We start from the raw sequence: 12,998 nt of genomic DNA on the forward strand, positions 1-12,998 counted from the left end.
TTGTCGAAAGACCAGATTGAGTATTTTAGCGCATCTCGACAGGCTCAACGCAACAGATTAGAATGGAACAATAAGTATGAGGTAGCCTCATATTGTTAAAAAAACAATTTCTAAACATTTTTGTACTTTTGCCGCTATGTCAGTTATCAAACCCTCATTAGCAAAAGGTACACGCGATTTTACTCCAGTAGAAATGGTAAAACGCAATTTTATCTACGATACCATTAAAACAGTTTTCAAAAAATATGGCTATGCTGAAATTCAGACACCAAGTTTTGAAAACCTTTCTACGCTAACAGGAAAATATGGCGATGAGGGCGATAAATTGATCTTCAAAATATTAAATAGTGGAGAATTTTTAAAAGATCCAAAAAAGAAAGATTTTGATTTTGCAGCTGAAGAAAACAGCAACAAGCTTATTCCGATGATTTCTGAAAAAGCTTTACGCTACGATTTAACTGTTCCTTTTGCACGTTACGTGGTAATGCACCAAAATGAAATTACTTTACCTTTTAAGCGTTTCCAGGTTCAACCGGTTTGGCGTGCAGATCGCCCTCAAAAAGGTCGTTACCGCGAATTTTATCAATGTGATGTTGATGTAGTAGGTTCGGCAAGCTTATTAAATGAGGCTGAATTTATTTTAATCTACAACGAAGCTTTATCTAATCTCGGATTAAAAGATTTCAGCATCAAAATCAATAATAGAAAAATTCTATCTGGCATTGCCGAAATTATTGGTAAACCTGAACTGATCATTGACATGACGGTAGCCATTGATAAACTGGATAAAATCGGATTGGATGGGGTAAGCAAAGAATTATTAGAACGTGGTTTTACTGAAGCAGACCTGGAAAAACTTCGTCCTGTTATTTTATTGGAGGGATCGAATACCGAAAAGTTAGCCAGTTTAAAAACAGTACTGGCACAATCTGAAACAGGCTTAAAAGGCATTGCAGAAATTGAACAGGTTTTTGAATATGTAGAAAGCCTGATTGCCTACAGCTTACCATTAACGGCGAAGCTAGAACTTGATATTACTTTAGCGCGCGGGCTAAACTACTACACCGGATGTATTTTTGAGGTTAAAACCAATGAGGTAGCCATGGGCAGCATTGGTGGAGGTGGTCGTTACGACGATTTAACCGGTATGTTTGGCTTGAAGGATTTAACTGGCGTTGGAGTTTCATTTGGTGCCGACCGCATTTACGATGTACTGGAAGAACTTGATCTTTTCCCAACGGCTACTGAAATTGGCACAAAAGTGTTAATTAGTAACTTCGATGCCGAAGCAGAGAAATACGCCCTTCCTGTTCTTCAACAGTTAAGAAATGCTGGAATAGCCGCAGAATTATATCCATCGGCTGCAAAGCTGAAAAAGCAAATGGCCTATGCCGATGCTAAGAAAATTCCCTATGTAGTTTTAGTTGGTGGAGATGAAATGGCCAGCGGCGAACTTACTTTAAAAGATATGCAGAGCGGTGAACAGAAGAAACTAAGCGTTTTAGGTATTCTGGATTTGTTGAAAGGAGCATAACTATAGCGGGTTAAGTTTTTACCATGTAAGCACATATTAAGAACCACAGATGGTGAAAAAAAATAGCTTAAAAATTTTTACCATATAAGTCATGTGAGTACATTTTAAGAACCACCCCCGCCACACTACCTGCAATACGGCTCGATTGGTTATGGGTTGCGGGTTATGGGTTATGAGCCATGGCGTATAAACCAATATTTCTTAAATGGCTTATATGGTGAAAAAAAATAGGTTAAAAATTTTTACCATATAAGACATGTGAGGACATCTTAAGAAACCACCCCCGCCACACTACCTGCAATACGGCTCAATTGGTTATGGGTTGCGGGTTATGGGTTATGAGCCATGGCGTATAAACCAACATTCCTTATATTTCTTAAATGGCTTATATGGTGAAAAAAAATAGGTTAAATTTTTTTTCATATAAGACATGTGAGGACATCTTAAGAACCACCCCCGCCACACTACCTGCAATACGGCTAGATTGGTTATAGGTTGCGAGTTATGGGTTGCGGGTCACGGGGCATAAATCAACATCACTTATATTTTCTTAAATGACTTAAATGGTGAAAAAAAATACGCTTCCTGGTTAACAAGCTCCATTTCTTAAACTAGTTTAAGTTTTTTGATCTCGATGATGCGGAACTTTACATCGTAATCAAAATACAAAAGACATGGAAAACAGAATAAACATCCAAGAAGTAGAACCAGCTGCCTATCAGGCTATGTTTGGCTTAGAAAAATATCTATCTACCAGTAAAGTTGATCCAATCCTGTTGGAACTCATCAAAATGCGTGCATCGCAAATTAATGGCTGTGCTTTTTGCTTGAACATGCATTCGGCAGATGCCCGTAAAATTGGGGAAACTGAACAACGCTTATATTTATTAAGTGCCTGGAGAGAAACGAATTTATTTACAGAAAAAGAGCAGGCAGTGATTGCCTTAACCGAAGAAGTAACACTAATTGCCAACCACGTTTCTGATGCTACTTACCAAAAAGCTGCTGGTTTCTTTAATGAAAAGGAACTTGCACAGATTATTATGGCCATTGTAACCATCAATGCCTGGAACAGAATTGCCATTACTTCTAAAACTATTGTGGGGTAGTTGGAATTATTCAATGAGTGAATTAGTGAGTGAGAGAATGATTGAATGAGTGAATGAGTGATTGAATGATAGAATTAGAGAATAAGTGAGTGACAGGCCAGCTATTCACATTCAAAACTCAATCATTCACTCATTCTATCATTTTAAAATAACTATTTTCTTCATTTCGTTGTAAACCAATCTGGCAACCGCCCTGGCGCCTTCTGGCTGAAAATGGGTATTATCTTGCTGTCCCTTTGGATAGGCTTCATATTTTGCAGAATCCAGATTCATGAAATAATGCCGGGTAACATAATCTTGTCCCTTTTTACTAAAAGATTCTGCTGAAATTGCAGTAAGATCTATTAATGGAACGTTTAATTCCTTAGCTACATCCTTTACTGCCTGCGGGTATTCGCCATGTGCGCTGCCTAACTGCCCATTTTTCCATGGATAATTTCTCGTTACAGGGGTAATTAATATCGGAATAGCACCTTTTCCTCTACTTTCTTTTACATACATCCTTAAAAAGTCTTTGTACCCCGGAACATCTACATATCGATCTGGTTTATCCTTTGCAGCATCATTATGTCCAAATTGAATGAGCACCAGATCATTTTTCTCTAAAGTATCTAAAATGGGTTTCCAACGGCCTTCTTCAAAAAAGCTTCTGGTACTTCTACCGCCTTTGGCTCTATCTAAAACAACAGCACTATCTCCTTTAATTAAAGGCTTTAAATTTTTTAAACTTTCGTGATGCAACAAAGGTTGAAGCACTTGCCCCCAACCCATAAGCGGATATCTCTTCTTATTGTAATCACGCTCCAAACTATAGTCGGCAACAGTAGAATCACCAATCAGGTAAACCTTGATCGGTTTTGGTTTTAAAACGAACGACAGGAGGAGCGTTGTTACTAATCCTGCAATCGTGAATATTACTTTCCTTTTAGTCATAACTTTTAAATTGTTAATTACCGCCTTCCACCTGTTAATAACCAGCCTGTTTATGTTAATATCTTAAACAACCTTGTTAATTACCCTCAATATCATGTTAGCATTTATCCATTAATGATTAACTTATCCACGCTGTATGTGAATATCCTTTTTATGGGAAACAGAAATTGTGGATAAAACTTTTCAAATTAACCTTACAACGATATCCTGAACCAGTCATATTCCGCAATCCCCGAATCGTTGGTCTGTGTATCGCGAATCGCAAACAGCCCCACTTTAGCTCCAATCCATTGCCCCGCCGTAGCTTGAAAGGCCTCTCCTACATTGGTAAAGTTTATTCCATCTTCGCTATAAGCAAATTGACACCTGGAACCATTTAGTACTTTAACACGAAAATAGACGGTACCTGATTTTAGCTTTACCAGCTCCTTCAAATTCTCTGCTTTGCCTTTATCGGCACTCTGGCAAACCCCATAAACAATGTAAAGGCCGTCTTTTTTACTCTTCAAACTTATTTGCGCATAGCTTCTTCCCATCACTACTAATCCTGTTTGTTCGTTTTCGAGTTTGAGATTTGGTTTAAAAGTTACCTTCGTGCTGGCCGTAAATTCGTCGGCAGGAAACTTTTGCATCAGCAAGGCCGGCACATCCCACAGGTTCTTAGCCTCATCGGGAATTTTAGCCGTATATAATTTTAACAGGCCGTTAGCGGCATCGGTAAAAAGCCAGGTAGGCTGAGGATTGGCTTGCCATTGCCATTGTAAGCCCAGTTTTGCTGTACTAAATTCATCACTCTCTACTGGTGTACTTATGGGATAGCTTTTGCCCACATTGGGCTTTTTGTAAGTAAACACAGGCTCTCCTTTCCCATCTCCATCTTTATCTATACCTATAACCGGCCAATCGTTTACCCATTTCATCGGTTGCAAATGCACCACACGACCGTAAGCATCCTTATCCTGAAAGTGTAAGAACCAGTCTTCGCCTGTTGGTGTATTTACCCAGGCACCCTGATGCGGCCCGTTAACACCAGATTTTCCTTCATCCATGGCTACCCGCCGTTCATAAGGGCCGTAAATATTCTTGCTTCTTAAAATTAATTGCCAGCCTGTTGAAACTCCTCCGGCAGGAGCAAACAAATAATAATAGCCATTTCGCTTATAAAACTTAGGCCCTTCAATAGTAGGATCTAGTTCATGTCCATCATATACAATCCTTCCTGTTTCAGTTGCTTTAGAACCGTCATTGGTAAGGGGCATTACTGCCAAAACACTTTTAATGCCTGCCCTGCTTCCTGCATAGGCGTAAGCGAGGTAAGCTTTGTTATCCTCATCCCAAAACGGACAAGGATCAATTAATCCCTTACCGGCAATTACCAATTCGGGTTTCGACCATTCGCCGGTAATCGTTTTGGCTTTAGTAAGATAGATGCCAAAATCCGGATCAGGGTAATAAATATAAAATTCTCCGTTTCGGAAACGAATAGATGGAGCCCAAACGCCATTGCCATGTTGCGTTTTCTCGAAATGCTCAAATGGAGGTTGTCTCTTTAATGCATGACCAATAATTTTCCAGTTCACCAAATCTTTAGAATGGAGAATAGGTAATCCCGGTACGGCATCAAAACTAGAGGCAATGAGGTAGAAGTCTTCCCCAACCCTTATCGCATCCGGATCAGAATAATCGGCATTAATTACCGGGTTTTTATAGGTTCCATTTCCCTGATCGGCTACCCAAACTTTAGAAATATATGAAGTTGGTACTGTTTGTTGTGCAAAACCGGATAGGGTAAGCAGGCCAATGCTTAACGTAAGGATATTTTTTTTCATTGTGTAGCTATCAGACCAGTTTAAACGGTCAAATATTTGGTTATAAACAAGATTAGCTCTTTTTTTTGGGGCGCACAACAAAAGATTATGCAATCGTTCCCGTCATCGTTTGCGGTTTTTTATCTGATCGAAACTCATCTTTCATGATAAATAATGTTTAAAATTGCTCGTCATATATATTTAGTTTTAGAATACGGCTGCGCTTGGATAATACCCCCATTACGTAGCCTATTTTTTTTAACACCTAACCAAATTGCAGATGAAAACCTTATTCTTCCTCCTGTTAACTGCTGTTTGCTTCTCTGCAAATGCCATTCACAGTAAGCCAGATTTCATTGTTGCTGCAGATGGCAGCGGAAATTTCAAAACCGTTCAGGAAGCGATCAATGCTGTACCCGATTTCAGGAAAAAGGAAACCATTATATTTATTAAAAAAGGTATTTATAAAGAGAAGCTGATATTGGCTGCATCTAAACATCACGTTAAGCTGATAGGAGAAAGTCTTAATGAAACCGTTCTGACCTATGATGATTATGCACAAAAGAAAAATGCCTTTGGTGAAGAAAAAGGCACTTCAGGATCATCCAGCTTCTTTATTTATGGAGAAGGCTTTTCTGCGGAAAACATCACTTTTGAAAATTCTTCTGGTCCGGTAGGGCAAGCTGTTGCGGTTTGGGCTGGTGGCGACAAGCTCACATTTAATAATTGCAGGTTTTTAGGTTTTCAAGATACGCTTTACACATACGGCGGGAATAATCGTCAATATTATAAGAACTGCTATATAGAGGGAACTGTGGATTTTATCTTTGGCGCTTCTACTGCCTGGTTCGAAAACTGTACTATTTTTTGTAAAAAAGGAGGCTATATCACTGCCGCTTCAACAGCCGATACCACCAAATATGGTTATGTTTTTAACCAATGTAAGGTTAAAGGTAATGCGCCTGATAACAGTTTCTACCTGGGCAGGCCCTGGCGACCATATGCCAAAGTTGCTTTTTTAAATTGCGAATTACCTGCACTGATCAGAGCAGAAGGCTGGCACAACTGGGGTAAAGAAAGCAATGAAAAAACAGCTTATTACGCTGAATATAAGAGCACTGGCAAAGGTGCACAAACTGATAAAAGGGTAAGTTGGTCTCATCAGCTCACAACTGATGAATACCAAACTTATATTTTGGAAAACGTTTTCCGTGGATGGAATCCAGAAGCCAAACAAACAGCAAATAACTGACAATAAACAACTTAAATAGACAAAACCTATTTTAAAGCACCATTTCTTTGGCAACGATTGCATAGATTTCTCTTCTGTTTTACCCTCAAAGGCCGTACACTTGTTATTACAATAACCAAATATTATTTAACAGTTGCAGCTAATGAAACATTTTCCTAAAGGTTTACGCCACATAAAAACAGCTCTCACCGGTCTGATTCTGTCGTTTACAACAATAGCTATGGCTCAAAACCAGAGCTTACCCATTATCCAGCAGGTTAAATTTAAAAACGATACAACCAGTATTGCCAGCTATGGCGCAAAAGCTGATGGTGTTTTTTTAAATACCCAAGCCATTAATAAAACCATAGCAGCAGTAAGTCAAAAAGGTGGTGGCGTAGTGCTAATCCCTTCCGGATTATGGCTTACAGGCCCTATCGAGTTAAAGAGCAACGTAAACCTGCATTTGAAACGAGATGCAATTCTTCAATTTACTGCAGATTTTAATCAATATAAGTTAGTAGAGGGCAACTGGGAAGGACAACCAGCCTGGAGAAATCAAAGTCCGATATCTGGTGCCAACCTGGAAAATATAGCCATTACCGGAACAGGAATTATTGATGGAAACGGTGGAGCCTGGAGAATGGTAAAGCGAGATAAACTAACAGAAACGCAATGGAATAAACTCGTTGCTTCTGGTGGCCAGGTAAGGGCAGATGGAAAAATGTGGTATCCATCGGCCAAAACCGTAAAAGGTGCTAACACCAAGAATGCCGGCGTAATTCAACCTGGAAAAACCGCAGCTGATTATGAAGACATTAAGGATTATCTTCGTCCGAACTTAGTGGTATTAACCAACTGTAAGAGAATTCTTTTAGAAGGTGTTACTTTTCAAAACTCTCCTGCATGGAACCTTCATCCTTTACTTTGCCAGGATTTGACCCTAAGAAATCTTCAGGTAAAAAATCCGTGGTATGCCCAGAATGGCGATGGTGTGGATGTAGAATCTTGCAAAAATGTATTGATAGAGGGCAGCACTTTTGATGTAGGCGATGATGGGATCTGTATAAAATCAGGAAGAGATGAGGCAGGCCGTAAACGCGGTGTTCCGACAGAAAATGTAATTGTTAGAAACAACATTGTTTACCATGCGCATGGTGGCTTTGTTATTGGAAGTGAAATGAGCGGTGGGGCAAAAAACATCTGGGTATACGATTGTTCCTTTATCGGTACAGATATTGGTTTGCGATTTAAAACTACCCGTGGCCGTGGCGGAATTGTAGAAAACATTTATATCAATAACATCAACATGATTGATATTCCTGGTGAAGCTATTTTATTTGATATGTACTACGCTGCTCTTGATCCGGTTCCTTTGGCTGGCGAAAAACGCGAAGCCATTAAAACGGTTACCGTTCCGGTTACCGAGGCCACACCGCAGTTCAGAAACTTTGTTATTAAAGATGTGGTAGCCAATGGGGCTGAAAAAGCAATCTTTTTTAGAGGACTACCTGAAATGAATATCAAAAACATCAGTTTAGAAAACGTAACGATCCAATCTAAAAAAGGAATTGAAATTATAGAAGCTTCGGGTATTTCATTGAAAAATGTGAACGTGATTACCGAGGATACCAATCCGGTTGTACACATTCAGAATGGCAATAACATTAACATAAATAACCTGCAGTATAAAAATGGGGCAGAATTGTTGTTCGATATTAACGGGGATAAAACAAAAGGGGTAAAGATTTCGGGTACAGATACCTCGAAAGCTAAAAAAGCATCAAATATTAGTGAAGGTGTAGTAAAAAATGCCTTAGAGATTTCAAAATAACGAACATGAAGAGATCATTTCTATATACAACAATAGCAACAGTAGGCCTAGCGATACTATCGCAAAGCGGGTTTGCACAAAAAAAGCTTTCCGAGCAATTAACCTTAACTGCAATGGAAACCTTGTTTCAGGATACCACGGCGCTTAAAGATGCGAAAGGTCCCAAATGGACATACGATATGGGCGTTGTGCTGGAAGGTGCAGCGGTTGTTTGGCGAAACACCGGCGACGGCAAGTATTTTAAATACATCCAAAACGCTATGGATACGTACGTTGATAAGGAAGGAAATATCAGAACGTACAAACCTGAGGATTTTAACATCGACAACGTTAAAAATGGCCGCTCGTTATTGCTTTTGTATAAAGTTACCGGACAAGCCAAATATTTAGCTGCGGCAACACACTTGTACAATCAATTGCAAAACCAGCCCCGGACTAAAGCCGGAGGATTTTGGCATAAAAAAATCTATCCTAACCAAATGTGGTTGGATGGACTTTACATGGGCGAGCCTTTTTACGCGGAATATGCCAAATTGATGAAAAAGGACGAAGCCTTTGATGACATTGCCAAGCAGTTTATCCTCATGGAGCAAGTTTCCCGTGATGCTAAAACGGGTTTGCTTTATCATGGTTATGACGAGAGCAGAGCAGAGAAATGGGCGGATAAAACTACTGGTAAATCTCCAAATTTTTGGGGAAGAGCAATGGGCTGGTACATTATGGCCCTGGTAGATGTTTTAGATAATTTCCCTGCAAACCACCCTAAAAGAGCAGAACTTATTGCCATTTTAAACCGTACGGCAACTGCTACCGTAAAATATCAGGATCCCAAATCAGGTGTTTGGTTCGACATTTTAGATATGCCAACTAAAAAAGGGAATTACCTCGAAAGTTCTGCCTCGAGCATGTTCGTTTATGGGTTGGCGAAGGGTGTACGAAAAGGATACTTAGCTCCAAGTTTTATGGCTGCCGCTAATAAAGGCTTTGCCGGATTGAAGAAAGAATTTGTGGAGGCTGCAGGCACAGATCGCATTAACCTCACCAAAACGGTTTCTGTTTCAGGATTAGGTGGTAAGCCTAAATATCGTGATGGAAGTTTTGAATATTATATCAGTGAAAAAGTAATAACCAACGACCCAAAAGGTGTTGGATCATTTATTTGTGCGGCATCTGAAATGGAAATCGCGGCATTACCTAAAACGGGTAAGGGGTTAACGGTTACGGTAGACAATTTCTTCAATAACGAATACATCACTGGCCCTACCGGAGATAAAATCCCTTTCCATTACGTATGGGAAGAAGATGACAACAATGGTTTTTCTCTATTTGGCAAGATTTTTAACGATGCAGGTGTTAAAACGGCAACGCTTAAATCTGCACCTACAACTGCTAATTTAAAAGGAAGTAACATCTATATTATTGTTGATCCAGATACGGAGAAAGAAACGGCAAATCCAAACTTTATGAATGCCGGGCATGCTAAACAAATTGCAGAATGGGTAAAAGCTGGCGGTGTTTTAGTGCTTTTGTTAAATGATGCCGGCAATTGTGAAATCGCTAAGTTCAATGTGCTGCCAGAAACATTTGGCATCCATTTTAATGAAGATAGCCGCAACAGGGTTCAGGGCGCTAACTTTGAACAGGGTGCCATCAAAATCCCTGCTGGAAACAGCATTTTCAAAACCGCTAAAAAAGTCTACATCAAAGAAATCTCTACCCTTGTGGCTAAAACACCTGCAGTTTCTGCCTTAACTGATAATGGGGATGTGATTATTGCCACAGCGAAATATGGCAAGGGAACTGTTTTCGCCGTTGGCGATCCATGGTTTTACAATGAGTATATAGATGGTAGAAAATTACCGGCCGACTTTGAAAACTTCAAAGCCACCAATGATTTAGTGAACTGGCTGATTAAACAAGTTCCTGCTAAGAAATAAAGCCATGAGGATAAAAACATTAGTCACCATTATTTGCTGCGGTTTAATAGCTTCATGCTATGCACAGCAGCCAACAGATTCTACTGCCGAGAAAATGTTGATTTACCAGTTGGGAAACGGTGGCTGGCCTAAACAATTAGAAGATAAGAGTGTGGTAAATTACGGTGCTACCTTAACGCCAGCGCTTTTGGCAAAAGTAAAAGCAACCAAAGATTTACACGCCACATTTGATAACAAGGCAACCAGCAGGGAAATTGTTTATTTGGTTTCGGCCTATAAAAAGACCCAGAATAAAAACTACCTGAAGGCCGCAGAAAAAGGTTTGGATTTCATTTTAGCAGCACAGTACCCTAATGGTGGCTGGCCGCAATACTATCCCGATAAGTCATTGTATCGCTCAGAGATTACTTACAATGACGATGCCATGATCAACGTGCTCAATATCCTTCAAAACATTGTAACCCAAAAAAATGATTTCGAAGTAGTAAGCCCGGCGTACATACCTCAAGCAGAAAAGGCAGTGGCTAAAGGAATAGACTGCATTTTAAAAACTCAGGTGAAACAAAATGGCATACTCAGTATTTGGGCCGCCCAATATGATAAAGATACCCTGCTTCCCGCTAAGGCCAGAGCGTTTGAGCCCGCATCATTGGCAACAAGTGAATCGGCTGGCATTGTTCGCTTTTTAATGGGCATTAAAAAACCATCTGCGGAAGTAAAGAATGCCATCTCAGCGGCTTTAAAATGGTTCGACACTTACAAAATAGCGGGTTATCGCTTCGATAGAGAAAAGGGTAAAGTTGCTGCATTGGTGCCCGATAATACAAGTATGACCTGGGCACGCTTTTACGACATAGATAAGAACGTTCCCATTTTCGGCGACAGAGACAATAGCATTAAATCAAAGCTGGAAGAACTGAGCCCTGAACGCAGGAGCGGCTATGCCTGGTACGGTAACTGGGGGCAAAAATTAATTGAAAAGGAATACCCAAAATGGTTAGCAGCCAACGGAATTAAATAACAACATCAACAGTTCTTTAGAGACAAAAATATAAATCACGCTCCTCCCATTGGGAATTAAGTGATTAAATAACACTAACATGATTTTAAACGAAGAAAATTTAAAAAACATCAGCAGCGAAAAGGTTACGAAACCTACTGCTGAAATTCTGGCCTTACCAGAGAAAGTGATCCAATTTGGAACCGGTGTTTTATTACGTGGTTTACCAGATTATTTTATTGACAAAGCCAATCAGAAAGGGATTTTTAACGGTCGTATTTTAGTCGTAAAATCTACTTCAAAAGGTGGAGCCGATGCCTTTTCAAAGCAGGATAATCTTTACACCCTTTGCGTAAAAGGTATTGAAGATGGGTTAAATGTGGCAGAAAACAGCATCAACGCTTCAATTAGCCGTGTACTATCAGCATCGCAAGATTGGGCAGAAATTTTAAAAGCTGCACATCAGCCTGAAATGCAGATCGTAATTTCGAACACCACCGAAGTAGGCATTGTTAAAAGCGAAGATAAAATTACAGATACACCACCACAATCTTATCCTGGTAAGCTTTTGGCCTTCTTACATGAAAGGTATAAAGCCTTTAAGGGATCTGCCGAAAGCGGAATGGTGATTGTGCCTACCGAATTGATCAGCGATAATGCAGATAAATTAAAGGATATTTTATTGGATTTAGCCATCCAGAATAAATTGGGTTGGGATTTTGAACAATGGTTAAAATCGGCTAACCATTTCTGCAAAACACTGGTAGACAGAATTGTTCCCGGTAAGTTACCAGAAGCGGAGCAAAAGCAAATCGAAGCTGAATTAGGCTATAGCGATGAATTAATGATTATGGCCGAACCGTTCAGACTTTGGGCTATTGAGTCATCGAGTGAGAAAGTTAAAGAAGTTTTGTCTTTTGCAGCTGCCGATAAAGGTATTTTCATTGTTCCATCGATAGATAAATTTAAAGAGCTAAAACTTCGCCTGTTAAATGGAACACATACCATTACCTGCGGTTTAGCCATTTTAGCTGGATTCAATACGGTAAAAGAGGCTATGGCTGATCAGGATTTCTCTAATCACATCTTAAAGTTGATTCAAGAAGAAATTGCTCCGGCAGTAGTAAATGAAGATATTACCTATGAAGAGGCCTTAAGTTTTGCTAAAAGTGTAATCGATAGATTTAGTAATCCATCTTTAGAACACCAATGGAAAGCCATAACGCTGAATTATACTTCAAAATTGCAAATGCGCAACATGCCTTTGATTAGAAAGTACTATGCTTTAAAAAATGACGTACCTCAATTAACTGCATTAGGCGTTGCGGCCTATATCGTATTCATGAACGTGAATAAAGATGGAGAAACGTACACGGCCAGTGCCAATGGAAAAACCTACCCGGTAGACGACGAATTTGCTGAAATCCTACACAGCTACTGGAAAAATCCAGAAACGGTTGTAGACAGTACACTGGGTGATAGAAGACTTTGGGACAAAAACCTGAATAACTACCCTGGATTTAATGCCTCGGTAAAATCTTACGTAGAATTATTACAAAAAAAGGGTGCAAAAGAAACTTTAAGTAACTTGCATTCAGAAAGAACAGCTTAA

Annotated in this window: 9 protein-coding genes; 7 read left to right on the plus strand and 2 right to left on the minus strand. The window is 39.6% G+C overall.

Annotated elements, in window-relative coordinates; genetic code table 11:
• Window positions 1–136 precede the first annotated feature (136 nt).
• Both hisS and BMX11_RS16340 read left to right on the plus strand, forming a co-directional pair.
• Window positions 137–1,534, plus strand: coding sequence for a histidine--tRNA ligase (gene hisS / locus BMX11_RS16335; protein WP_090886179.1), 1,398 nt, complete (start codon window positions 137–139; stop codon window positions 1,532–1,534).
• 674 nt (window positions 1,535–2,208) lie between these two features.
• The gene (locus tag BMX11_RS16340) at window positions 2,209–2,643 is read left to right on the plus strand and encodes a carboxymuconolactone decarboxylase family protein (protein WP_090886181.1); all 435 of its coding nucleotides are present in this window, start codon (window positions 2,209–2,211) and stop codon (window positions 2,641–2,643) included.
• Window positions 2,644–2,781: 138 nt separating this feature from the next.
• Here the strand turns inward: BMX11_RS16340 and BMX11_RS16345 are convergent, their stop codons facing one another.
• Both BMX11_RS16345 and BMX11_RS16350 read right to left on the minus strand, forming a co-directional pair.
• Entirely contained in the window at window positions 2,782–3,576 is a 795-nt protein-coding gene (locus tag BMX11_RS16345; RefSeq protein ID WP_090886183.1) for a rhamnogalacturonan acetylesterase, read from the minus strand.
• Between the two features lie 194 nt (window positions 3,577–3,770).
• The gene (locus tag BMX11_RS16350; RefSeq protein ID WP_090886185.1) at window positions 3,771–5,405 is read right to left on the minus strand and encodes a glycoside hydrolase family 43 protein; all 1,635 of its coding nucleotides are present in this window, start codon (window positions 5,403–5,405) and stop codon (window positions 3,771–3,773) included.
• Window positions 5,406–5,664: 259 nt separating this feature from the next.
• On the opposite strand from BMX11_RS16350, the gene BMX11_RS16355 reads away from it, so the two are divergent.
• The 5 genes from BMX11_RS16355 to BMX11_RS16375 all read left to right on the plus strand — a co-directional run bounded on the left by BMX11_RS16355 (window position 5,665) and on the right by BMX11_RS16375 (window position 12,998).
• Window positions 5,665–6,636, plus strand: a complete 972-nt coding sequence (locus tag BMX11_RS16355) for a pectinesterase family protein (RefSeq protein ID WP_090886187.1) — start codon at window positions 5,665–5,667, stop codon at window positions 6,634–6,636.
• A 142-nt stretch (window positions 6,637–6,778) separates the two neighbouring features.
• Complete coding sequence (locus BMX11_RS16360; RefSeq protein WP_090886189.1) at window positions 6,779–8,449, plus strand: glycoside hydrolase family 28 protein; 1,671 nt, start codon at window positions 6,779–6,781, stop codon at window positions 8,447–8,449.
• A 5-nt stretch (window positions 8,450–8,454) separates the two neighbouring features.
• The gene (locus tag BMX11_RS16365; protein ID WP_090886191.1) at window positions 8,455–10,386 is read left to right on the plus strand and encodes a glycoside hydrolase family 88 protein; all 1,932 of its coding nucleotides are present in this window, start codon (window positions 8,455–8,457) and stop codon (window positions 10,384–10,386) included.
• A gap of 4 nt (window positions 10,387–10,390) precedes the next feature.
• A complete protein-coding gene (pelA, locus tag BMX11_RS16370; protein WP_090886193.1) occupies window positions 10,391–11,407 on the plus strand; it encodes a pectate lyase in 1,017 nt (338 codons plus the stop codon).
• Window positions 11,408–11,486: 79 nt separating this feature from the next.
• On the plus strand, window positions 11,487–12,998 hold the full coding sequence (locus BMX11_RS16375) for a tagaturonate reductase (protein WP_090886195.1): 1,512 nt from the start codon (window positions 11,487–11,489) through the stop codon (window positions 12,996–12,998).

Origin of the sequence: Pedobacter rhizosphaerae, from assembly GCF_900111155.1 — a bacterium.
Lineage (GTDB): Bacteria > Bacteroidota > Bacteroidia > Sphingobacteriales > Sphingobacteriaceae > Pedobacter > Pedobacter rhizosphaerae.

Bases quoted from the DNA above. Each gene is read 5' to 3' on its own strand.
- hisS (WP_090886179.1), top strand. From the start codon at position 137: ATGTCAGTTATCAAACCCTCATTAGCAAAAGGTACACGCGATTTTACT.
- BMX11_RS16340 (WP_090886181.1), top strand. From the start codon at position 2,209: ATGGAAAACAGAATAAACATCCAAGAAGTAGAACCAGCTGCCTATCAG.
- BMX11_RS16345 (WP_090886183.1), bottom strand. From the start codon at position 3,576: ATGACTAAAAGGAAAGTAATATTCACGATTGCAGGATTAGTAACAACG.
- BMX11_RS16350 (WP_090886185.1), bottom strand. From the start codon at position 5,405: ATGAAAAAAAATATCCTTACGTTAAGCATTGGCCTGCTTACCCTATCC.
- BMX11_RS16355 (WP_090886187.1), top strand. From the start codon at position 5,665: ATGAAAACCTTATTCTTCCTCCTGTTAACTGCTGTTTGCTTCTCTGCA.
- BMX11_RS16360 (WP_090886189.1), top strand. From the start codon at position 6,779: ATGAAACATTTTCCTAAAGGTTTACGCCACATAAAAACAGCTCTCACC.
- BMX11_RS16365 (WP_090886191.1), top strand. From the start codon at position 8,455: ATGAAGAGATCATTTCTATATACAACAATAGCAACAGTAGGCCTAGCG.
- pelA (WP_090886193.1), top strand. From the start codon at position 10,391: ATGAGGATAAAAACATTAGTCACCATTATTTGCTGCGGTTTAATAGCT.
- BMX11_RS16375 (WP_090886195.1), top strand. From the start codon at position 11,487: ATGATTTTAAACGAAGAAAATTTAAAAAACATCAGCAGCGAAAAGGTT.